Here is a 24,164-nt window from a genome sequence, read left to right as displayed (position 1 = left end):
CACAAAAAAAGTCGGAGATCTAAACCTATCAGCTATCAAAGTAAAGCCGCTAAAGACTAATGAGCTTTTATCTACCAATATTTTTGCTGTTATTGATTGGATTGCGATGCATCTTTTGGCTATTTGCCCCACCCAATCCTGATGAAGCTTACTATTGGCTATGGGGGCAGCATTTAGACTTTTCCTATTACGATCATCCACCGTTGCAGGCATGGTTACAGGGATGGATAACTGCATGGTTCGGTAAATCTCTCCTAACATTGCGATCGCTAAATCTCTTTACTAGCAGCGTCTTCTTTTATACCTATTACTGCATTCTCCAATATCTTTATCAAGAAAGAGCCAGTCGTTATATTTGGTGGGTGATTCTCGCAGTCATGGCTTCACCGTTATATAACATGATGCTTTCCTTGGCATGGCATGACCATTTAGCGATCGCTCTTAGTCTTGTTGGTGCATATCTATGCATTCGCTTTCTCGATGAATATTTAATCAATGGCAAAGGATCAAGCTGGCGACTATATGGCAGTGCGATCGCCCTCTCTCTAGCCCATATCACTAAATACAATGCGCTGTTTATGACATTGGGTTTATTAGGAGCGATCGCTTCAGATCCACAATTAAGAAGATTATTTAAAGATATCCGCTTGTGGTTATGTGTTGGTATTAGTGCGATCGCTTTTTTACCCGTATTTTATTGGAACTACAGCAATAATTTTGTATCCTTCCGTTTCTATGCAAATCGCAGTGTGGACAGTGGCTCTATGATTATGCGATTGCTAGAGCCATTGGGCTTTATTGGGATTTCATTATTAATGCTTTCGCCATTTTTAGCATGGTTGTTGTGGCGAGGTTTTTGCAAGGCAAATGGGCTATATAAAAGAGTAGCATTTTGGACTTTTATCACTTCTACAGGTTTATTGATGGTAGTGTCGCTATTTTCTACAGCGCTCTATTATTGGAATATTCATGCTTATTTATTGCTATTTCCATTATTGCCATTAGCATATTTCCCTCACCCACCAGCCCCATCTCCCTTAGAGAGAAGGGGAGAAAATCTGCAAATTTTTTATGGAGCAGAAGTCTTTGGAATATTATTCGCAATTTTATTTGTGTGGAATTCCTGTATGTTCCCAGTGAGTGCCATATTTGGGAAGGATGGCGATCAGGATGGCAGGATGATTTATGGATGGCAGGAGGTGTCCGCCGAGGTACAAAAAATCAGCAATACTTTGCCAGAAAAGCCTTTGTTAATTACTTCTGATTATCGTTCGGCGGCAGCACTTGCCTATGAGATGGGACATCCTGATGTGACGGCTATATCTAAGCGGATTAGTCAATTTACAATTTGGAACCTTGAGAATGCAGCACAACAGAAGGGTAAAAATGCCATCTTGATTTCTGATCAATGGTATCCCCTTACCAATGAAGCGATCGCCCATTTTGATCTAGTTACTCCCATTAGTAATGTGGCGATTAATAGATTAGGATTGTATTTGAAAACCTACGAAATTGCGATCGGGCAAAATTACAAACCATAAAAAGAGACGGCGCTTTGCGCCGTCTCTTTTCTATTATCCAGGGGGCCAAGTAAAGGAGCGATCGCCTAATACATGAATATGTAAATGGAAAACGGTTTGCCCTGCCTCTTCACCATTATTGGTAACTAAACGAAAACCTGTTAAGCCTTCTTGAGCAGCGACTTTACTAGCTACAAGTAGTAAATGTCCTAGCAATGCTTGATCCTCAATTGTTGCTTCTGAAAGCTTGACAATGGGCTTTTTAGGAATGACCAGAAAATGTACTGGCGCTTGAGGATGGACATCACGGAACGCAAGGGCGAGATCATCTTCATAGAGAATGCTTGCAGGAATTTCCCGCTTAATAATTTTGCTAAATATGGTTTCGCTCATTTTAAAAACCTCTAGTTTTTTGTATTTACAGCACTGTGCGCTCAAACCCAAACCAAGAAATTTTTTGAAAGTGTTGCAAAGCAACACTTTCAAAATTGTGACGCAAAGCGTCGCAATAGCCGCAGCTAATTTACAATTCGTTCTTTGCTGAGCCTGTAAATACAAGAGTTGCGGGGCCAGTCATCAAAATGCGATCGCTTTCTTCTGACCACTGGATTTTGAGATCGCCTCCAGGGAGATTTACCGTACAGGTGCGATCGCAAAGATCATTTAAAACACCAGCTACAACTGTCGCACAAGCACCCGTCCCACAAGCCAGAGTTGCACCTGCTCCACGTTCCCATACACGCATTTTTACATAGCCGCGATTAACGACTTCCACAAATTCGGTATTTGTGCGTTTTGGGAAAACTGGATGATGTTCAAAGAGAACGCCAATTTCTGCTAGAGGAATCATATCAACATCATCAACAAAGGTCATACAGTGGGGATTACCCATACTCACCGTTGTCACATTCCAAGTCTTGCCACCAACTTCAAGTGGAACATTGATAACCTTGTGATCGCTGTCTCTTAAAGTCGTCGGAATCTCGGTTGCGGTCAAAAATGGCTTGCCCATGTCCACAGTTACCTGTCCATCCGCATCCATTTGTGGCACAATCAAACCTGCCCCAGTTTGAATCTGATACTTGCTGTCAGTAGTTGGAATATTCAAGTCCTGCATAAATATAGCTAAGCAACGAATTCCATTGCCGCACATTTCTGGCTCAGAACCATCGGAGTTAAAAATCCGCATCCGATGCTCTCCATTAGCTTCAGCTAACAGAAAAATGACTCCATCTGCACCTATACCAAAATTGCGATCGCACCATTTGACAGCCTGCTCAGAGGTGAGAATTGGTTCGGCACTGTGACGGTTATCGATCAGGATAAAATCGTTACCTAAGCCGTGATATTTACTAAATGCGATCGACATGGATTAATTCAATATATTTTTGAATATTATATCGATCTCCATCGACAAATCAAAAAAGGAGATGAGGTGCTTTGCACCTCATCTCCTTTTTTGATTTGGTACTATAAAGCAAATCAAAACCCAATAAGATAAGTGGCGGCGCTTTGCGCCGCCACTTATCTTATTGGGAAAAAAACTTTCTTTGCAAGATATGTAATATGTGATACGGAAATTGCGAGAGGTTGTATAGTATTTAATTGTATAGATCGTTCTATTTATTTAAGTAAGCAATAAACATCAAATATTTGAAACCATGACTACAACTGTGACTGCCTCCGTAACTACTCCCTTGCGTCCTGTTAGCAAAGATGGATTGGTAGCCTTGGCTGCGAAAGCACAAGCTAACCCCAATGTCATCGGCACATTGAAAGTAAAGACTGTCTGTGAAGGGCAATTTCGCAACCTAACCTATGTGCGTGATCTACCTGAGCATGTCATTGACGAACCACCAACCTTGCTTGGACAAGATACCGCTCCTAACCCATCCGAAGCTTTACTGGCTTGTCTAGGCTCTTGTCTGTCCGTGGGCATTCATGCTAACGCGATCATGCGTGGAATTACGCTTTCCAAATTAGAGTTATATCTCGAAGGCGACATTAACATCACTGGTGTTTGGGGTATTGGAGATCTCTCTAAGAAGCGTTTAGGTATTAGTGCTGTGCGTGTGAAAGTGGATATCGAGTCCGATGCGACGAAGGAAGAACTTGCTGAACTTCTAGAACATGCAAATTACTGGTCGCCAGTTGCAAATACTTTCCGTAATCCTGTGGATATGGAAGTTTCGCTAGCATAAAATGAAAGGTATGCCGCGCTAAGCGCGGCATATTTGGACTTAATCAAAAAACTTAAGATAAGGGAAGAAGAAATGCAGGTTAGTGACACCATAATCAAGCAACCTCAAGCAAAACTGCTCACTGACGCAGCATTAATGCAGAGTTTAAAAGAGGCGATCGCTCAAAAATTAGCACCTGATGTTACTAACATTGATCTAAAAGGGATTTATCCAGAAGAATTTTTGCGCGATATTGGCAGTCTGGGTGCATATGGTCAAGGTGTTAGTACGGAATATGGTGGTACGGGACGTGGCGTATTACCTGCATTAAAGGCGATCGAAATAGTTTCGGAAACTTGCCTGAGTACAGGGTTTATGACTTGGTGTCACAATGCTTGCTCTTGGTATCTGCAAAATACTGATAATCCTTTTCTGAAAGAACAAATCTTACCGCAAGTTGCAACGGGCAAGCTTTTGTCGGGAACGGGTTTATCGAATCCGATGAAACACTTTGCAGGCATTGAGAAGATCAAAATCATTGCTACGCCTTGCGAAGGTGGTTATATTCTCAATGGCACATTGCCTTGGGTTTCTAATATAGGCGATCAGCATTTATTTGGGATATCTGCTCAAATAGAAGGAACTGATAACTATCTGATGGCGATCGCACAGGGTGGGATGCAAGGGCTAGAACTAAAGCAAGATGTGCATTTTATCGCTCTTGAAGGGACAAACACCTTTAGATGTTTGTTTCGTAATGCTTTTATCAGTCATGATTGGGTGTTAGCGGCTCCTTGCGATCGCTATGTGGAATATATCAAAGCAGGATTTATATTAATGCAGGTGGGGATGGGCTTAGGTTTGACCCAAAACTGTATTGATTTAATGCGAAGGATTGATAGAACCAAGCAACATGTCAATCAATACCTCGATGATCGTCCCGATGAAATGGAATGTGAACTCGAAACTCTGCGATTAAAATCCTATCGTTTAGCCGAAGCGATCGGGCATGGTCGGGAAATTGTCTGCAAGGAAGTTTTGCGGGAAGTGATTGAATCGAGAGCAACTGCTTCAGAGTTATCACTTAGAGCTTCGCAATCATTAATGCTCCATGCAGGTGCGATCGGTTATGTGCATGGCAGTGTGTACGATCGCCGTTTACGCGAATCATATTTCGTTGCTATGGTGACTCCTGCGCTCAAACATTTACGCAAAGTATTAGCAAGTATGTCTTAATTAGAAATAGAGAGTTTTTATAAGATTAATACAGCTAAAATTTCAAAGGCTAAATTATAATCTAAGCGTCTAACAAAGTTTTGTTTTTAAAATAAAGCCTTGTTAGTTTCTGCTGAGAAGAAATTACAAACTAGTTTGTATAAATTAGATTTAAAGTCTATAGATGATGCGTTACGCTATCGCTAACACATCCTACTTTAAATTCTAACAATCTACTTATATCAATACTATAGTAATTGCCTATTATACAAACCAGAAAATATTTTTATATATAGCAAAGCAAGTTTTGCTTAGGACATAAAACCCAAGAATCGAGTGGCGGTGCTTCGCACCACCACTCGATTCTTGGGTTTTGGTTTGTACTAGCTAACTCTTTTTTTGCTATAAAAAACAAGGGGGCTTAAGCCCCTTGTTTTTAGTCTTAAGTTATTGTGATTTATTTGGGATTTATATGCAATTCATGTGTTTTATTAGTTTTTTGATGCTAGAAAATCGATTTACATTCAGCATAAAAATGATCTGCAAATTATCTCCATACTAATAATGCAATACTTTTCGTATATGTCTATACCGATTTAATTGCAAATAAGTTGCTAAAGTACCAATAGTTAAATTTATCTTTAGCTATTTATGGCTAATTGAACTGCATTCATTAAATTAAGAATTATTCTCTAAAACACAAACAATAACCAATCATGACATCTCACCTGATAGAACAGATGGTCGCTTCAGCGATAGGAAATAACTCAATCTCTGCTCAAACTTCTGATTACTCTGTCGCTCAAATAAACAATAATTTATGGAATGCTTGTCCCTGTGGCGCAGATCATAACGCTGATCAGCATCAGAGCGTCATGGAAGGAATGCCGACAGATCCTGTGGAATTAGTGAATGACCTGATGCGGATGGGTCACTACTCTGATCGCGCTCAATTGATGGCGCAGTCATGGGAAACCAACGCCATGAAAGCAGATCTATGGCAACTTTTAGAACAGGGTTCTTTATCCCATGCTTCTGAGAGTCAAAAGCGGATTTGCTATGACCTCATCAAGATGGCTGGCGGTGTTGAAGAAGCTTTTAATGCTGCCTTTGGTCCCCAAGCACAAGAGTTCTTTACCGATACATTGCAATCTAGCACCTTCCGTCGGCGCGAATTTCTAATTAAAGTAGCCGCAGCAGCAGCAGTGGTAACCCTCACAGGATGTCCTTCTGCGCCTCCTCCTGAGACTCCATCTAAAGCAACTACCAATACACCAAATACCCCACCAGCGGGAGTGGAGAAAACCAATTTAAAAGTTGGTTTCTTACCGATTACTTGCGCCACCCCGATTATCATGTCGGAGCCATTAGGTTTTTATACTAAGTATGGTCTGAAGGTTGAACTAGTGAAGATGCCTAGCTGGGCGGCAATTCGCGACTCCGCGATCGCTGGTGAGTTAGATGCATATCACATGCTTTCACCTATGCCGATATCCATGTCTTTGGGGCTAGGTTCCACCGCATTTCCTATAAAGCTTGCCAGTATTGAGAATATTAATGGTCAATCGATCTCAGTTGCTAATCAGCACTTGGGCAAGGTCAAAGAAGCCAAAGACTTTAAAGGATTTAGTATTGGGGTTCCCTTTGCCTTCTCCATGCACAACTTGTTGTTGCGCTATTACTTAGCGGCGGGTGGACTCGATCCTGATAAGGATGTGCAGATTCAAGTTATTCCACCTCCTGATGCGATCGCTAAAATGACAGCGGGACAGCTTGATGCGTTCCTACTACCTGATAACGTCGTCCAACGTTCTGTCTTCAATAAGATTGGCTTCATCCATTTACTCACCAAAGATATTTGGGCTGGACATCCCTGTTGCGCTTTTGCAGCTAGTCAGAAGTGGATTGATACCAATCCCAATACCTACCGCGCAATCAACAAAGCGATTATTGATGGTGCTGGCTATGCCAATGATCCTAAACATCGCGAAGAAATTGCTAAGGCGATCGCAGGTAAAAACTATCTTAATCAACCTGAACCAGTCTTAAAAGCAGTATTAACTGGCAAATTTGAGGATGGTCAGGGTAATACCTTTGATATTCCCGATCGCGTTGGTTTTGATCCCTATCCTTGGAAGAGCTTTGCTAAGTGGATTTCTTCGCAGTTTGTGCGTTGGGACTTGATGCCCAAAGATAAGGCTGATTACAAAACTATCGCTGAGCAAATCTATCAGACCGATCTGGCGCGTGAGTTGGCAAAAGAGTTGGGACAAACTCCGCCAACGGAAACTGAACGTATTGAGAAATTGAAGTACGACTCCTTCGATCCTGCGAAGCCTGAAGCCTATATTGAAGAACAGATTAAGCAGTTCAAGGTCTAGAACCTATTTTAAGAATTATCTAGATCCCCCCCAGCCCCCCTTATAAAGGGGGGAGAATTTAAATTATTCCCCCTTTATAAGGGGGATTGAGGGGGATCTCTTGGCAATGTTGAACGCAGAAGGTAATTCTTAAATGGTTTCTTAGATTTCTTAGCTAGCACTACCGAAACATCAAGTACTAATCCAAATGAGAGAAAACTATGGACTATTCTCCTTCAATGCCCAAGTCTCGACCACGCTCAAATCCAATTATGGCAATGATTCAGAGCGTACTGCCGAATCAAGACTTGCAAGCATTTGTTTTATTCCTATTGATCCTTAGCTCGATATTGATTTTTTGGGAAGTAGGTGCAGTTAAAGGTTGGTTTTCTCCCCTGATGCCCTCTGCTTCACAAACTTTAACCGATTTTTGGGGCTGGGTTTCTAATCCTTTTTATGTAAAGGGAACAAATGATCGCGGCATTGGTTGGCACTTGATTACCAGCTTACGTCGCGTCACGATTGGCTTTACTGTGGGTGCGGCGATCGCCATTCCTTCAGGCGTTCTGATTGGACTATTTCCCGTAGTTTCCAAAGCTGTCGATCCATTCATTCAAATCCTCAAACCTGTCTCACCTCTAGCTTGGTTGCCCATTGGGTTGGGACTAATTAAGGATTCAGAAAGTACTGCCATTTTTGTAATCGCAATTACCAGTCTTTGGCCGACTCTGATTAATACTAAATTCGGCGTGAGTAATGTTGACCCCACTTATATCGATGTGACCCGTACCCTTGGCGCTTCACCTTGGCGCACAATTACGAAGGTGATTTTACCTGCGGCGGCTCCGAGTATTGTGTCAGGTATGCGAATTAGCGCAGGGATTGCATGGCTGGTAATCGTGGCTGCGGAAATTCTGATCGGTGGTACGGGTGTGGGTTACTTCGTTTGGAATGAATGGAATAATCTGAGTATTACGAGTATCATTACGGCGATCCTGTTAATTGGCGCGATCGGTTTAGTCATCGATCGCCTATTTGGATTGCTGCAACATTGGGTTTCATTTGGGAGAGAAGTATGATCGTGTCTTCTATGGAAAAAGCATCTGCAAATATGGCAACTCAGCAAGCACAGATTTCCATCTGCGATGTTTCAATGGTTTATCGTGGCAGAAGTGGCTTGATCAATAAGCTCACTCATCGCACTTCTAAAGATTATGTAGCTTTAGCAAATATTAGTTTTGACATTGCACCTAATACCTTTGTATCGATCATTGGTCCCTCTGGCTGTGGTAAATCCACACTTCTCAATCTCATTGCAGGTTTAACTAGCCCCTCCAGTGGCACGATTTTAATTAATGGTGAAGAAGTTTACGCCCCAGGGCCCGATCGCGGTGTAGTTTTTCAGAACTATGCATTGATGCCTTGGTTGACGGTTGCCGAGAACTTACACTTTGCGATCGAAACGGTCTATCCTACAATGTCTCTAGCCGATCGCAAAAGTCGTGTTTATGAATATATCGAATTAGTTGGCTTAAAAGGAGCTGAGAAAAAGCATCCCCATGAGCTATCTGGTGGGATGAAACAAAGGGTGGGCATTGCTCGCGCCCTTGCGATCGATCCGCAAATCCTATTAATGGATGAACCCTTTGGCGCACTTGATGCCCTCACTCGCGGATTCCTACAGGATGAAGTTGCCCGTATTTGGGAGCAGAAACGCAAAACTGTAGTAATGATTACCCATAGTATCGAGGAAGCCTTGCTGCTCTCTGATAAAATCGTGATGATGAAGCGGGGACCTGCCGCAGGGATTGATGAAATCCTGAATGTACCTTTTCCCCGTCCGCGATCGCGAGAAAATCTCGACCAACAATCGGGATATCATGATCTCAAAGCGGAAATGGAAGAGCATCTCATGCGTGAAACTCGTGCGGTTGAAGCCGCAAGAATATAGGAAAATGTAAAAAAATTTGCAGTGCAAAATTTTTTACATTCCCAATACAAAATACTTAGAAACATCAAAAACATTATGACAGTTGAATTTCCATCTTTTACACAAACTCTATTAGCCGCCAAAAAAGCCAAAGGCTTAACTTTTGTTGACCTCGAAAAACTATTAGGTCAAGATGAAGTTTGGATTGCTTCTCTTTTTTATGGTCAAAATAGCGCCAGTGTGGAACAAGCCACGAAAATTGCTGAAGCATTAGGACTAGGAGAAGATATAATCACGGCTTTGAGTTCCTATCCTAGCAAAGGGTTGGGACCAGTAGTACCAACCGATCCATTGATTTATCGCTTCTATGAAATCATGCAGGTCTATGGCTATCCCATTAAGGAAATCATCCATGAGAAATTTGGTGATGGCATCATGAGTGCGATCGATTTCACCCTCGATATCGACAAAGTGGAAGATCCCAAAGGCGATCGCGTCAAAGTAACGATGAACGGCAAGTTCCTACCTTATAAAAAGTGGTAACATAACCCCTTCTCAACTATAGAGGTTTTCATTTTGCCCTAGGCAAAATGAAAACCACAACCCACTACAAGTTTCAACGCTATGCCTAATATGAAAATCAGTTAGTTTATGGCAAATCTCAAACGTACACGCGAAGATATTCTCACCTCAGCGATCGATCTTGTCCATCGTCAGGGTTTGCAATCGACTGGCTTAAAGGAGTTGTTTGCTGCTACTCAGGCTTCATCGGGCAGTTTCTATAACTACTTCCAATCAAAGGATGAATTTGCCCATGCGCTGATTGATTTCCAGTGGCACAAAATCAGAGAAAATGCCTTTCTGTCAGCTTCTCAAGTTACCGATGATCCGATTCAGCGACTCATACTGACAATTGATAAAATTGAAGCAAAACATCTCTCCGAAATTAACTGTGCAGGATGTTTATTGGGGAACTTAATTGTCGATTTAGCCGAATATAACGAAACCTTTCGGAAGCATCTGCAACAGGTTTTTAATGAATGGCAAGCCTTATTTGCTCAAATGTTGCGGGATGGGAAAGAGCAATTAAGCGATCGCATTGATCCAGATTTACTAGCAGAACAAATTCTGACCATGCTAGAAGGGGTGCTATTAATTGCCAGACTCTACGATCAGCCTGACCGTCTCAAGCGTGGGTTTATAAGTATTCGTCAACTGATTAAAGATGCTCTGATCTAGAGCTTCAATTTATTTCATCGTTGCATCTTCTCTTGTATTAGAGCGCAAAGCGCTCTAATACAAACCCAGAAAAGCTTTGAAAGCGCTGCTTTGCAGCGCTTTCAAAGCTTTTCTGGGTCTTTTGATCGAAAATTTCTGTAGGACATGTCTCAATAGGTGATTCGGAGGTGTAAAGCTTTGCTGCACTCAGCAAAGCTTTACACCTCCTCTTGGCATTGTGAACAAACTCAAAGAAGCTCAAATACAAAGGTAACTTTTCTTGAGAAATACCACGATGAGGTCGTAACCAAGAGCGTAAAAGCGACCAAAAGCCTTCCATTGTATTGACATGAACTTCACAAAAGCCATCACCATCTTCATCTCTAGCATATTCGCCTACCCCATGACAAACAGTTTTGTGAGCATAGCCCCAAGCTTGTAAAGGGTTGTAGATAGCATATTCGTCAGTGTAAACCCCTTTGCCTCGCTTGATTACCTCTGTACTTTTACATTTTGGACAGCTTACTCCTCCTGTCCATCTCATCTGACGAACTGTTTCGTAACATTTTTCATCATCAACTAGATGGGTTAAGTTCACACTCAGCATAGTGATCGCTGCTTCTGGATTTCGCTACAATATTATCAATTTCTACCTTTCTTTACCTCCCCGAAACACTTATTGAGCCAAAAGAGTTAGCTAGTACAAACCAAAGCCCAAGAATCTAGTGGCGGCGCGAAGCGCCGCCACTAGATTCTTGGGCTTTAGTTAGGAGCTAGAGAGGGGCAAGATAAGGCGGCTGAGAATGCGATTATCTTCTAGTTGATAGAGTGATAACTCACCACCTGCTTCAAGCATGAGACTTTGACAAATCGCTAGATGTAACCCAGGGGGTTGATCTAGCAACGAAGGTGATAGCGGATCGATCGCTCGACCTTGATGCAGCTCTTGCAGTAAAGACGCATCAACCACACCGTAGTCAGTAATTGATAGTTCTAAAAGCTTTTCGTCAATCTGACGACACCAGAGATCGATGCGACCACCAACTTCCGATCGCCCACAGGCAAACAACAACAACTCATTTAAAATCATCTCCATCTTAGCGATGTCGCCACCCACCACCACATTGGCTTGGTTATGCACCTGCGACCAAATCTGACGTTGTTTTACCAACGAATCAACGCGCTCTAAAGCTCGTTTGAGCATACCTGCAAGGGGAGCAGTCTCATAGTTGGGACGCAAGCGCCATTGTTCCTTGCGGATAATTTGGGGGAGTGGTGATAGAGAACCCTGCAATTGCTTGAGAGAACTTTGCAGCGTAATGTTGTTAATGCCTCCAGTGCCATTGGCGCGAGCATCAGTATCTAACAAACGCTGCACTCCCGAACTAACAGTGCGATAGATATCTTCCAAACGACGATGTTTGTACCAGTTGAGTCGTTCCAATTCTTGACGATTATGCTTGAGATGATCAACTAGTAAGAGATGGCGACGTGACCATGCTAGCTGATTTGCCAACATGTTAAATGCTTGCAATTGGCGATCGACCCAGCGTCGTCCCACGCGATCAGCCACCAAAATCATGCCTGTGGGTTGGTGATCAGGAGTTGTCCGTAATGCAGTTAACATCAGGTGACCAAGGGCCGGGGCATTCAGCCAAGCTTTAGTCTGTTCTGGTAAATCATGAATACTCAGAGGCAGAATTCCCTCACTTTGGATCGCCCATTGAGCTAGCGGATCTTCTTCGATCGCGATTAGAGTTTCGCTAATAGAAAGTTGATATTCGTCTCGACTGGCAAATACTGAGGCGATTTGTCCACCTTGCCGACCGGGGAGCCATACTACTAGTACAGCCAGAGGTGATTGTGTAACCTGAGCCATTAACTGTGTGGCTGTATGGTGCAGTTTCTCAAGAGCGTTGCTTTGTTGGAGGGCAACTAGACCAAACTGAACAGCCTGATGAGACTTTTGCCGTTCATCGGACAAGCGTTGTAATTCATTTTGGTGAACAATTAGTCCAATCTGTTGAGCAACTGCTTGCACCATTTCTCTTTCTGGACGTGACCATGTACGTGGTGCTTCGTGAGCCACGGCAAGAATACCTTCGAGGGATTTCCCCATTGAGGTACTACTGACAATCATCGATCGCACATCTAGATCAAGTAAGGGAGTTCGCCATGAGAGAAATTTAAAATCGCTATCCAGATTCTCGACGGTTGCTGCATCGGGAGACTGCTCCATCATCTGCACATCCACAGGGGCTAATCCTGGTAAAATCGTGGGAAGTGGGCGGCGATTTTTAGGATGATACTGAAAATCAATCTTAAATACATCATTGTCTTTGTCATAGGTAGCCACCCAAAAGCGTTCTAGCCCTAGACGTTGACATAGCTGCTCCGCAGCTTGATCGAGCGCACTCTGCCAATCATTATCTGAATAGATAGCCCTCGCAATCCCTGCGGTGAGAATTTGATCGGAAGCAATGCGGTCAAGAGTTACTTCCATTTCTTCTAGGGGTGCAGTAATGGCAGCTAGTTGAGCCGCACCGCGCACAAAATTACGCTCATCATCTGTCCATAGTCGTGGTTCATCACCTTCTACTGACAAAAAGCCTAAAAGTTCGGATTGAAAAAATATCGGCGCAATAATAATCGAAACTGCCCCAAACTGTTCCATGACCCGATTGCTTACTTCGCCTTTGGTCATAGATTTGGCATCAACTACCACTACTACCTGATCTTTAGATAGTGCTTGATACAGGGTAGGAGCATTTTGGACAGTTACTCCCGCCGTATTGTCAACAGCTTGCTTAGATTTAGGACCTGGTTGACGATTGACAACTCGTCGCCAGAAATATTGGTGTTCGCGTTCAAACCAATAGATGCTGGTGTGATCGGGCATCACAAAGCTATGGGTTTCCTGCACAATCTCTTCAAGGCGTTCGTTGAGTGCAGGAATATTACGGATTTTTGAGAGGATTTGTAGTAATGGCTCGTCAGGACGTTTAGCATTGTGATAACGCCATTCGTCATCAAGACGGCTGAGGGTAGAACCAAGAGTACCAAGAACAACCGATAGTCTGGCTCTTTCTTCATTACGTGGGGTGACATTCCATAGGTTTGAGCCTAAGAGGACTACGCCAAAGCTGCGATCGCGATGGTAGATCGGCCAAAGTAATGTGCCTTGAATATCAAATTTTTGGGCTAATTTTTGCCATTCGCCACTACGTTTCTCTTGACGCAGATCGGCGATCGGGACTGGCTTACGTTGCAAAATCACCTGATCAAGCAGATCACCTGCATTAAGATTAAATCTCTCTTTTAAGAATTTGATTTCACCAGCAGGAGTTGTACCACCTTTACCTGTAAGACGGTGGTTTTCTGCGTCATACAACCCAATCCAAAGCAATTTGTACTCGAAATTGTCTCGAAGATAATCGAGGGTTGCATTCAATAGGTTGTCAATACTGTCTTCATCACGCAAGAACTGCATGATTCGCCCAAGGTTAACAAATTGGCGATCCCATGGGTTAGCTCCTGCTTGACTCATATTTTTGCCCTGACGTTTTTAGACTTAGGTATGGTTAGAGCGACGTAGCGAAATAAAATGAAATTTTTTAGAAATTTAAGATTATCAAAAGTATTCCAACACAATCGTACAATCTTTAGCTTAGAAAGTCAGCAACACTCCATACTTTTATTGATTTTATTAACTTTGTATAAGCACTTGTCCCAAATAAATAACCCAAACCCATAAAGTTGCGCCCCGCAGGGGCGCAACTTTATGGGTTTGGGTTTGTAATTAATTACGTTCATCTAATCTAATTAGCATTTGTTTACTTACCATTTACACAATTCACGAAAGTGATGCCACACTTTTGTGAATTAAAAACCGAACCCAATAAGGGTTTTATAGCTGTCGCCATTCTTGTTAGGACATAAAACCCAAGAATCGAGTGGCGGCGCTTCGCGCCGCCACTCGATTCTTGGATTTTGAAATGGCTACGTCATTTTGTGCTCTTAAATGATTAACTTCCAATGAGCCACTCTAGCGATCGCTCACCGATTTGCAGAGGAATGCTTACCGCTTTACCGAGTCGGGGGCGTTCCTTGGTGATTTCAATAAATTTTTGGACTTGCTCGACTACGCCCCAATCACTGAGATAGGAGGCGATCGTATCCAGATGTTGTATAAATTCGGCTTCGTTCATCGAAAAGGATTGCTGCTCTTGATAACGCCACATTACTTGCAAGAAAATTTTACCCTGTGTTTTGCGTAATTGTACGTCATAGGAATAGTCCCATTTGTTGGCGATCGCCTGACGAAGTTCTGCGCCTGTCATAGTTTCTACATTTTTTTGCTTACAGCGCTTTGCGCTGTAAAACATCTTATACCAATTCACAGAAGTGTCGGCACACTTATGTGAATTAGAACCTAAAGCCAGTAAGGGTTTTATAGCTATCGCCATTCTTGTTAGGATATAAAATCCAAATAGTGTGAGGCGGCGCGAAGCGCCGCCTCACACTATCCTGATACAGGTGGCTATAGCTATAAAAACAACCTACATCATGGCTTTACCCAAATGACCTTGAGCATCTTGCAATAATTTCTCGGCAGTAGCCATATCTAAATTTTTCCAATGCATTAACAAAGCTAATTTCACCCGCTTACCCGATCGCTCTAGCAATTGGGCGGCATCCTCACGACTGCTTGATGTGAGATCGCGAATAATCCGAATGGCGCGATCTTCGAGTTTGCTATTGGTGACAGCGACATCGATCATCCGATTGCCATAAACTTTACCTAGCTGCACCATCACACCCGTGGAAATCGTATTTAGTACGAGTTTTGTAGCTGTCCCAGCCTTCAGTCTGGTTGAGCCTGTTAAAACTTCGGCTCCCACTAACGGACGGATCTCGATATCGTATTGGCTAGGAAATTGGTCAGGCGGTACGCAACAGAAAAAGATCGTTTTTGCACCCCGATGCTTGGCTTCCTTGAGCGCTCCGTGGACATAGGGTGTGGTTCCGCCTGCGGTAAGCCCAAAGACAATATCGAGATCGCATATATTTCTTTCGGCGATCGCATCTGCACCGTCATCTTCGCGATCTTCGAGAGCTTCAGAACTACGTACCATAGCCTTCATCCCACCCGCCAAGATGCCTTGAATCAATTCAGGATCACTGCAAAAAGTGGGCGGACATTCGGCTGCATCAAGGACTCCAAGACGACCACTCGTACCAGCACCAACATAAAACAATCGACCACCATTAGAGATCGCCTCAGCAATCGTCGTAATCGCGGCCGCGATCGCTTCTTTTTCGATCCCAACTGCGGCAACGGCTTTAGCATCTTCTTGATTAAACAATTCGACAATTTCTAAAGCACTGAGTCGATCCAAATTTTGGCTGTGGGGATTTGCTTGTTCGGTTAGCAAATAACCGCGATCGCTATTATTCAAAGCCTTGTTTACGGCACTATTGATTGCGCTATTCACTGTCCAAACTCAACTCTTGCTTTTTCGACAATTTCTGCGGTAATCGTATCACTACCTGAGGCTTGAGCAAGTTGTTCGATTCTCTGACGCGCTTGCGATCGCACAAAATAGGGAATATTTTTGTACTTGACTTTTGCTTCGGCAGTCCAAGTTAAGCCCTCGTCATAATCCGATTTTTGCATGGTTCTCTCTCATAAACTAGCGATCGCTAGTATGCCATCACCTTAGTTTTCAGCAAAATTTGCTTCGTGTAGATTTACAATCATGTTTTAAACCTGAAAAGGTTATTTCCAGCAAACCCAAAAAGCTGCGCGTGCGCCACAGCTTTTTGGGTTTGCTACTTACAACCAATTACCAATCAAGGTAAATGAAGACCAAAAGTAAGGATGTTTTAGGTCAACGCCTCTAGTATCGACTTGGAAGGGAATATTCGGAAATCCTTGGATACCAAGGATTTTGTTATTCTTAATCGTTACTTCACCACGCAAAAATGCTAATTGAGTTTCTTGCAGAGCGATCGCTTTGCTAGGTGCTGTGGGTAATCCGCGATAAAAACGAATCATTAAGGGAGCCGTACCTGCATCACTGACTGCCCAGAGCGAAGCCAAGACACTCTTTGCCCCCGAATCTACTGCTAAACCAGCTAAGCCGAGATTTTGTCCCACTGAGGTTTCACAGGCGCTGAGGGTCAGTAAATCCGTCACAAGATTCATCTTCGAGATTTGATTCATTTGTAAGCGATCGCCCCAAAATTGAATGAAAGATTCTTCTGGTGACTGTCTGACAAATTTGGCATGGGTAGCTAAATGGATAATTCCAAAATTTCGACGGCTGGTTTGCGATCGCAAATTATCCTTGGTAAAAGTGCTATTCATGAATTTTTTGCCAACTAACACCTGCGAAGAAATCATTTCAACTTCTATTTTGGCAGCAGGTAATGGCGGCAATCCTTCGATGGCTTCAGATAGACCCATAGCTAAGATTTGTGGAGTCTGAGATTGATCGTGACGGGTTGGTTCCGTTAACTGCCAAGATGGGATCGTTGTGACTGCATATTTCTCAACCAGATAACGCTTGCCATCATGGAATGCGGCTGGCGGCACGACGCGCAAATTGCCATTCATCACAAATACAAGGGTTTTGACTTGAGCTTTTTCTAGCTCAGGTTCCATTGGGCGCACCACCCAGTCATAAAGTTGCTGTGATTGTGTTAGGAAGTCTTCGGAACTGGTGTCGCGCAAATTATTGCGAAAATCAATGATTACGCGATCAACTTCTTCGGTAGTGACATTATAGGCTGTCTTCCGAAATGGAATTCCACTATCTTGATTGTTTTGAGCCAATGGAATCCCCATTTTCTCCTCTAAGGATTTAGCACCAATCCGAGTCCGTGAGAATATTCCCGCAGGTTTATTAGGAGTAGATGGTGGTACGCCAATTAGTTCTAAACCATCTTTAGAAGTAGTGACATAAATCAGGGCGGTCGGGCTTCCTGTCAATTTTGAGATGCGCTGCACCTCTGAGGCATAACAGTCATCACTGTCAGGCTTAAGCAATCGCTTCCGTTTGAGTAAATAAGCTTCTAATTCAGCTCTATATGCTTTTTCGAGAGCATTACAAGCCTGAGGTAATTGGTTCTGAGCTGCATATTGTCGTGCTAAGAGAAAATACATTCGCCCAACTTGTCCACGAATTTCAGCGATGTCTATGGAAAAGTCAACTTGCTCTTGGTCGTTATTGCTAGAACGATTTAAGGCATTGATCAGGTTTAAGATCAAAAATAGATTAAGCCCATTGCCAGAAGATGTTTGTGAGGAATTACTATCTTGACCATCGTTGTCATCATCGTCATCATCATTGTCATCAATAAATTGTGCTGTTAAAACCGAAGTTTGCGATCGCACAGTTTTTGGGAAACTTAGCGACATCATCGCAAACATTAAGGAAAGAAACCATAACAGAAAATATCGCATATGAGTTGGCTCCTAAATCCCCTTAGTATTTTCTGAAGTAATTCTAGTAGCGTGGCGAAGCCACGCTACTAGAATTACTTCTATTTTAAAGTCATTTTGATACCACCAGCAGGGGCAAGGGTGACACCTCGGCGTTGTGGCTTAACTGGCTTATGATCGGCTAACTCCAAATCATAGTTGGCGAGAATTGTTGCCAAAACGATCTTCATCTCAAATTGGGCTAAAGCCTCACCCACACAGCGACGCACACCGCCACCAAAGGGCATAAACTCATAGGGTGAAAATTGGTGATCTAAGAAGCGCTCTGGTTTAAATTGAGTAGAGTCAGGATACAACTCTTCACGATGATGTAAGAGATAGATGCAACCCAGTACAATCGTATTTGACTCCAGTTTGTATCCTAATAGTTCCACTGGCTCTTGGACAACTCTAGGGAAGGTGAGCATTCCTACTGGATAAATGCGTAAAGTCTCATTGCAAACTGCGGTCAGGTAAGGCAATCGAAAAATGCTCATCCAATCCGTTGGATCGGTGACGCTCTTTAACTCTTGCAATAGTTTCTCTTTGATATCTGGCAAGTGATGAATCCAATATAAAGCCCAAGACATGGCTGTGGCTGTGGTTTCATGTCCTGCAAACAATAATGTGAGAAGTTCGTCGCGCAATTCCAAATCTGTCATGGGATTACCTTCTTCATCCCTCGCCGCCATTAGCATCGATAGAATGTCTGTGCGATTCAGATCGAGATTGGCGCGACGTTCCGCTATTTCCGTATAGATTAACTGATCGATTTGCGTCCTTTGGCGGATCAAGTTCCCCCAAGGACTCCAAGCCCCAAGATCTTTTTGAATGGCTGGGAAAAATAGAAAAGAAGAAGATAAAGGCGAAACAAATAGTTCGGACATTTTGGTCATGAGCGTCTTGAGCTGCTGACAACGTTCTCCTTCGTACAGACCAAATACTGCTTGTAAGATAATTTGCAATGAGATATCTTGCATTGCTTCACGGGCAAGAAAGTTAGGATTTACTGTTTTATTTGCGAATAATTTGTCAAATATTTTAGTTGTGATCTCGAAAACTAACTGTCCATAATTTTGCATTCGGGAACCATGAAATGATGGCATGATCAGTTGTCTGCGCTTTTTGTGGCGATCGCCATCTAACATGATGATGCCTGAGTGTCCCAAGATCGGCGCTAAGATGGCATTTAGTTCTCCAGGAGTGCTAAATTGTTTGCGATCGTTGGTGAGGATTTGCTGGATGGCTTGGGGTTCGTTCACAAATACGATCGAGCTGCCGAAACCAACAATTTTGGCTGTAAATATATCTGGATATTTTCGTACTGCTGTCTCCATATAACCCACAGGATCGGAGACCCATTGAATTTGTTGCAATAACGAGATGGTTTCGATGGGGTTAATTGCGGTGAGCATGTTGTATTTTTTGATTTCGGTTTGTTTTTATTTTATATCAGCCACTCTTTTTCAATACGTTCTAAGTCTTTAATTGCGCCGAGTTGTTGATAGATGGTTTTGGCTTTGTCGTAATATTCCTGAGCAAGGGGAAGTTCTTCGCGCTTTTGCCAAACTTGGGCTAATCGGAAATTGCATTCAGCTACATATTTCAAATTTCCTAACTCAGTAAAACGTTGTAAGGCATCATTTAAGAGTGTTCCTGCTGAATCAAGATTCTGTCTACTTAATTCAACTTCACCAAGCGAACCAACTGAATAAGCCATACCCACGCGATCGCCTAATTCAGTAAGCAATTGCAAAGATTGCCTGTAGAGAGATTCCGCTGCATCCCAGTTGCCTCGATTGCGCTCAATGTCTCCCAATACTCCCCAAATCTCAGCCATACCCGCACGATCACCTAATTCAGTTCTTAATTGCAAAGATTGCCGAAATAGAGATTCTGCCGCATCCCAGTTGCCTCGATTGTGCTCGATGTCTCCCAATACTCCCCAAGCAGCAGTCATACCCGCGCGATCGCCTAATTCAGTACATATTTGCAAATATTGCCTGTAGAGAGATTCCGCCGCATCCCAGTTGCCTCGGTTGCGCTCGATGTCTCCCAATACTCCCCAAATCTCAGCCATACCCGCACGATCACCTAATTCAGTTCTTAATTGCAAAGATTGCCGAAATAGAGATTCTGCCGCATCCCAGTTGCCTCGATTGCGCTCGATGCCTCCCAATACTCCCCAAGCAGCAGTCATACCCGCGCGATCGCCTAATTCAGTACATATTTGCAAATATTGCCTGTAGAGAGATTCCGCCGCATCCCAGTTGCCTCGGTTGCGTTCGATGTCTCCTAATGCTCCCCAAATATAGGCAATACCTTTTCGATCTTCTAATTCTTCTCGGATTTGTAGAGATTCTTTGTAAAGGGATTCTGCTTTATCCCAATAGCCAAGAAACTTATACATATAAGCCAAACTATTTAGCGAATAAGTCTGATCGGATTTGCGTTTATATTTCTTTTGTAAATCAACAGCCCGCATGAGATATGTTTCTGCTAAAACAGTTTCCCTTTCTCGATCATCCGTTTCACCTTTTGAAACCCTATTCGCATAAAGCTTACCTAATTGAGCATAAATTGGTTCAATATTAGCGCTATCCTCACCCCAAGCCTTAATTGCTTCTGCAAGAGAATCTTCTAGTTGTTTTACCGAAAGCACAGAACTTGAGCTTTTGGAAGTATCACTTTGTGCTGACGCAAAATCTTTATTGTTACTAAATCGCACATTCGACAAATCCAACTTCGCAAACCCAAAGTTAAACACCCCACCGCGCCAACTCCAAAAATCGGGCGCTTTTTGGGCGACCTCCACTAATAACGCCGAAGGCAACCACAATACAATTGGCAAAGGATAACCCCGCAAAGCCTCCCGTGTCCATTGCAAATAGCCCAAAAAACTATCTAACCTTTCGCGATTATTTGCACCTAAATTACTTAACTTCTCCGCCCCCAACACCGTCGCGATCGCCTGTTGATTCTTCTCAATCTTCCCATCAATCAAAGCCTGCAACAAACTCGGCTCACCAGGATTTAACGCCAACCGATAGACCCGCACTCCCTCCGCCTCTAACTCCGACTCATAGCGCTTAATCAGCTCCTGTTTCAGAGCAGAGTTATCACACACAGCGATCAAAATCTGTAACGTTCCCAATCCAGCCTCAAGGGATACGACAAGGCGATCGTAAACATTGGCATTTTCTTCATTGAGAACGATTAGGTCGGACATTTTCTCTTGCTACGGTTACAGGTTTCGCCCCCTATCCCCCAATACTGGGGGAACAAGAATAATCTAATCTTGAAGTCCCCCAGTATTGGGGGATTTAGGGGGCTAGATAACATTACTTATGGAATCAACTTTTCTATCTTCAACTGCTCCATAATCAAAGGATGCACATCATACCAACTCTCGCGATTGCGATATTCGATCACCACCACAGTATGCAACAAGATCAGAAATGCTTCCTCTTTCGGATTCTCAGGAATGAATTGATTATAGACTTGCACTAAGATCTCGCGATCGGTCTTACTCAATCCCAACTGAATATCATTCCGTAACTTATCCAGAGACTCCTGCAAAATATCCTGATCAATCCGCACATGATCAATACTTTGCTTTTGCCTTTTCATCCGTCTTAGTTTTACCAAAACCTCACTACAACACCTTTGAGCAATCCGCACCACATCGCGCAACACGCCGCCACTACTCAAGGCAATTTTTTCGACAATGCCATCCTCTAACAGATCCGCATCAATACGCCTTGTTATGACCGATTGCAACACCTGCATCGCCGCCGCTTCAGGCTTGCCATCAGGCTGACGATTCACACCCTTAGCATAGAGTTTTAAGACAGGCATCACAAAAATCTCATTGCCAGTCTCATCCTCAATATGTTTCCTTAAAACTGCCTCGCGGATCGTAGCGATCGGCAATGTATAGATAATGATAAATTTCGGTTCTAGTAACGCCTTTAAATTCTTTTGAAAGACCCGATCAACCTCCTCAACATCAAATTTATCCAAATCATCAACAATTACCAAAATCTCTTGCTTAGTTGCTAACTTAATTTGTGTAGCGATCGCATTCAAAGTGTCAACTAAATCACGAAAATTCTGTGTGAATTTAGTTTTAATTTCTTCCTTAATACTTTGTTCTGTTGAGAGATTGGCTTTAATCATCTCAAGCAGATTTATACCAACGCTCATTTGACCTGAAACGCCAACCGTTTCTGTCGTGGTACGTTCCTTAAACCAATCAAAAAAAGCTTGTTTTTTATCATCAGCTATTTTCACATGATCCCGTTCAGCCTTTTCCATCATCTTTAAGGCAATTACAAACAGAATATTAATATGGTTAACCTCTTTCATCTGTATGAAATCAGAGATAGAGAAAAACACCGTAAAATATCGATCCTGCATAATCTGCGAAAACTCAAATAGCAGCGTTGACTTGCCGCAGCCACGATGCCCCGCAAACATAATCTGATTATTACTTTCGTTGCAGTCTAAAACCTTCTGCTCTAAGCGATCAATACAATCACTACCATGATCTACCCAAAAATTTTCACGCTCCTCGTCTGACAAAAGAGGCAACAATTGTAAATTACGTGAAGATGCTTGAAATCTATCGATGCGATCGCTTGTCATATCCTTTTGTCTCATGCACTCACAAAATTCTGATAGTGCCTAAAGTTTAACCCTATATAGCAAATTTATCCTAGCAGCGATCGCTGTTGGCAAATTGTTGACGACATAGTATAGCTGTCGCCATTCATGTTAGGACATAAAACCCAAATAATGTGAGGCGGCGCGAAGCGCCGCCTCACATTATTTGGGTTTTGATTTTTCCTGATACAGGTGGCTATAGCTATAAAAACCGACATTGAGATTTATTGCAATCCGCTAACTAGCAAAACATATTTACGTCAGCTAATGTAGCCTCAATTCCCCACAAAGCCATGCAACCAGAATCCAACCTCCCCAAACCAGTTGCGCCATTTCCCCAACTATTTAGCGGAATGCTTGCCCTATCGATCGCCCTTGTCGGTAGCGCCTATCTCGCTGGCAATGCCCTGCGATCGCTTAGGTCAAATGACATCTTGACCGTAATCGGTTCATCGACCCGCCCGATCCGTGCTGACTTTGTGATCTGGCGTAGCTCCGTTTCTAGTCAACAGACAACATTGCCCCTTGCCTTCCAAGAACTCAAACGCTACAACGAGCGCGTGCGTACCTACCTCAAGAGCAAAAATATTCCTGATGACGCGATCACCGTGAGTGCGATCGAAACTCAGCCTATTCCTGAAACCAATAGTAACGGAGTGCAAACTGGCAAAAACATCGCCTATCGACTAATTCAACGCTTTGAGATTCGCTCTAAGGATGTTGATGGTATTAGTGCGATCGCCCAATCAAGTACCGACTTGATTAACGAGGGCATTCCCTTCACCTCAGACCCTGCGGAATATCTCTATACACAGCTTAGTCAGTTGCGAGTAGAAATGATTTCGGAAGCGACCAAAGATGCTAAGGCTAGAGGTGATGCGATCGTCAATGTCTCAGGTAGTCGTCTTGGCACAATTCGCAAGGCGGAAACCGATGTCTTTCAAATTACAGCGCGATATTCCACCGAAGTCAGCAACAGTGGCTCTTACAACACCACCTCCATCGACAAAGATATTCGGGCTGTGGTTGCGATTACCTTTGCTGTTGAATAATACAAGTAGCGGCAATTCATGAATTGCCACTACTTGTATTATTCGGTGAAGCCATGAGTTATTTTAGTTCGCGATCGCCTGCCGCACCTTGCCCTGTCTGTATGCGTGGACAGATTGCGCCCATGCCGATGATGGAGTCTCTGGCTTGCGACTTTTGTAGTCATATTTTCCTGCTAGAGCAAAGTGAAGATCAGCGTCAACAATTTTTGCGAATGGCGGATACCATCTCTACATTGCGATGGGCTTGGACGGGTAAGCGTTGGGAAAATGCAAACGCTGTGCAGGTTTATAACAGTCGTTGGTTGAGCATTTTGGGCATTTTATTAGTAATCATCCCCACCGCGATCGCCTCCCTTGCGGCTTATTTTTTTGCACCCGACCCTGATGTTCCCTTAGCATGGTTTCCCAAGTTTTGGGCGATCGCCACATTTTGCGGTCACTTATTTGTGCTGTTATCAATTACTCGCGACTACACCCAGTTTCCCATCGGCGCTTACTGGCGATCAATTAGGCGATCATTTATTAGGTAGAGGCGATT

21 protein-coding genes are annotated in these 24,164 nt (G+C 43.2%); 10 read left to right on the top strand and 11 right to left on the bottom strand.

Features of this window, described 5'->3' with window-relative positions; translation table 11 throughout:
- The first annotated feature begins 59 nt into the window (after positions 1-59).
- Complete coding sequence (locus H6G05_RS10855; RefSeq protein ID WP_190578185.1) at positions 60-1,541, top strand: ArnT family glycosyltransferase; 1,482 nt, start codon at positions 60-62, stop codon at positions 1,539-1,541.
- A 33-nt stretch (positions 1,542-1,574) separates the two neighbouring features.
- Here H6G05_RS10855 and H6G05_RS10850 read toward each other — a convergent pair whose 3' ends face one another.
- Together H6G05_RS10850 and dapF are read right to left on the bottom strand one after the other, a co-directional pair.
- Entirely contained in the window at positions 1,575-1,913 is a 339-nt protein-coding gene (locus H6G05_RS10850; RefSeq protein WP_190578184.1) for a histidine triad nucleotide-binding protein, read from the bottom strand.
- Between the two features lie 130 nt (positions 1,914-2,043).
- On the bottom strand, positions 2,044-2,889 hold the full coding sequence (dapF, locus tag H6G05_RS10845) for a diaminopimelate epimerase (RefSeq protein ID WP_190578183.1): 846 nt from the start codon (positions 2,887-2,889) through the stop codon (positions 2,044-2,046).
- Between the two features lie 292 nt (positions 2,890-3,181).
- Between dapF and H6G05_RS10840 the strand changes: the two genes are divergently transcribed.
- The 7 genes from H6G05_RS10840 to H6G05_RS10810 all read left to right on the top strand — a co-directional run bounded on the left by H6G05_RS10840 (position 3,182) and on the right by H6G05_RS10810 (position 10,444).
- Positions 3,182-3,721, top strand: a complete 540-nt coding sequence (locus H6G05_RS10840) for an OsmC family protein (RefSeq protein ID WP_094535158.1) — start codon at positions 3,182-3,184, stop codon at positions 3,719-3,721.
- A gap of 72 nt (positions 3,722-3,793) precedes the next feature.
- Positions 3,794-4,936 (top strand): acyl-CoA dehydrogenase family protein, encoded by a 1,143-nt coding sequence (locus tag H6G05_RS10835; RefSeq protein WP_190578182.1) that lies wholly within the window; start codon positions 3,794-3,796, stop codon positions 4,934-4,936.
- Positions 4,937-5,631: 695 nt separating this feature from the next.
- Complete coding sequence (locus tag H6G05_RS10830) at positions 5,632-7,296, top strand: CmpA/NrtA family ABC transporter substrate-binding protein (RefSeq protein WP_242025415.1); 1,665 nt, start codon at positions 5,632-5,634, stop codon at positions 7,294-7,296.
- A gap of 200 nt (positions 7,297-7,496) precedes the next feature.
- Positions 7,497-8,354 carry an ABC transporter permease gene (locus H6G05_RS10825; RefSeq protein WP_242025412.1) on the top strand — a complete coding sequence of 286 codons (858 nt, stop codon included), beginning with the start codon at positions 7,497-7,499 and terminating at the stop codon, positions 8,352-8,354.
- The gene (locus H6G05_RS10820) at positions 8,351-9,226 is read left to right on the top strand and encodes an ABC transporter ATP-binding protein (protein ID WP_190578181.1); all 876 of its coding nucleotides are present in this window, start codon (positions 8,351-8,353) and stop codon (positions 9,224-9,226) included. Before H6G05_RS10825 ends, H6G05_RS10820 begins: the two co-directional genes overlap by 4 nt.
- A 75-nt stretch (positions 9,227-9,301) precedes the next feature.
- Complete coding sequence (cynS, locus tag H6G05_RS10815) at positions 9,302-9,748, top strand: cyanase (RefSeq protein WP_190578180.1); 447 nt, start codon at positions 9,302-9,304, stop codon at positions 9,746-9,748.
- 108 nt (positions 9,749-9,856) lie between these two features.
- Positions 9,857-10,444 carry a TetR/AcrR family transcriptional regulator gene (locus tag H6G05_RS10810; protein ID WP_190578179.1) on the top strand — a complete coding sequence of 196 codons (588 nt, stop codon included), beginning with the start codon at positions 9,857-9,859 and terminating at the stop codon, positions 10,442-10,444.
- Between the two features lie 37 nt (positions 10,445-10,481).
- On the opposite strand, the gene H6G05_RS26005 is transcribed toward H6G05_RS10810, so the two are convergent.
- From H6G05_RS26005 to H6G05_RS10760, 9 genes are all read right to left on the bottom strand, one after another.
- Positions 10,482-11,030, bottom strand: coding sequence for a transposase (locus H6G05_RS26005; protein WP_199310465.1), 549 nt, complete (start codon positions 11,028-11,030; stop codon positions 10,482-10,484).
- Positions 11,031-11,189: 159 nt separating this feature from the next.
- Positions 11,190-13,970: a sensor histidine kinase gene (locus H6G05_RS10795; protein WP_190578178.1), complete on the bottom strand. Its 2,781-nt coding sequence runs from the start codon at positions 13,968-13,970 to the stop codon at positions 11,190-11,192.
- 478 nt (positions 13,971-14,448) lie between these two features.
- Complete coding sequence (locus H6G05_RS10790; RefSeq protein WP_190578177.1) at positions 14,449-14,763, bottom strand: DUF3067 family protein; 315 nt, start codon at positions 14,761-14,763, stop codon at positions 14,449-14,451.
- Positions 14,764-14,982: 219 nt separating this feature from the next.
- Positions 14,983-15,918, bottom strand: a complete 936-nt coding sequence (murQ, locus tag H6G05_RS10785) for an N-acetylmuramic acid 6-phosphate etherase (protein WP_322096350.1) — start codon at positions 15,916-15,918, stop codon at positions 14,983-14,985.
- A complete protein-coding gene (locus H6G05_RS10780; protein WP_190578176.1) occupies positions 15,915-16,100 on the bottom strand; it encodes a PCP reductase family protein in 186 nt (61 codons plus the stop codon). Before H6G05_RS10780 ends, murQ begins: the two co-directional genes overlap by 4 nt.
- Positions 16,101-16,259: 159 nt before the next feature.
- Positions 16,260-17,891, bottom strand: a complete 1,632-nt coding sequence (locus H6G05_RS10775; protein WP_190578175.1) for a CHAT domain-containing protein — start codon at positions 17,889-17,891, stop codon at positions 16,260-16,262.
- Between the two features lie 80 nt (positions 17,892-17,971).
- Positions 17,972-19,324 carry a cytochrome P450 gene (locus H6G05_RS10770; protein ID WP_190578174.1) on the bottom strand — a complete coding sequence of 451 codons (1,353 nt, stop codon included), beginning with the start codon at positions 19,322-19,324 and terminating at the stop codon, positions 17,972-17,974.
- 32 nt (positions 19,325-19,356) lie between these two features.
- Positions 19,357-21,138, bottom strand: coding sequence for a tetratricopeptide repeat protein (locus tag H6G05_RS10765; RefSeq protein ID WP_190578173.1), 1,782 nt, complete (start codon positions 21,136-21,138; stop codon positions 19,357-19,359).
- 116 nt (positions 21,139-21,254) lie between these two features.
- On the bottom strand, positions 21,255-22,571 hold the full coding sequence (locus tag H6G05_RS10760; RefSeq protein ID WP_199310463.1) for a P-loop NTPase fold protein: 1,317 nt from the start codon (positions 22,569-22,571) through the stop codon (positions 21,255-21,257).
- Between the two features lie 296 nt (positions 22,572-22,867).
- On the opposite strand from H6G05_RS10760, the gene H6G05_RS10755 reads away from it, so the two are divergent.
- Both H6G05_RS10755 and H6G05_RS10750 read left to right on the top strand, forming a co-directional pair.
- Positions 22,868-23,626 (top strand): SIMPL domain-containing protein, encoded by a 759-nt coding sequence (locus tag H6G05_RS10755; RefSeq protein ID WP_190578172.1) that lies wholly within the window; start codon positions 22,868-22,870, stop codon positions 23,624-23,626.
- A gap of 53 nt (positions 23,627-23,679) precedes the next feature.
- On the top strand, positions 23,680-24,156 hold the full coding sequence (locus H6G05_RS10750) for a hypothetical protein (protein ID WP_190578171.1): 477 nt from the start codon (positions 23,680-23,682) through the stop codon (positions 24,154-24,156).
- The last annotated feature ends 8 nt before the right edge of the window (positions 24,157-24,164 follow it).

The organism is Phormidium tenue FACHB-1050, from assembly GCF_014696925.1.
Lineage (GTDB): Bacteria > Cyanobacteriota > Cyanobacteriia > Pseudanabaenales > Pseudanabaenaceae > Pseudanabaena.
Note: the sequence above shows the minus strand (reverse complement) of the source record. Positions and strands in the feature narration are given on the sequence as shown.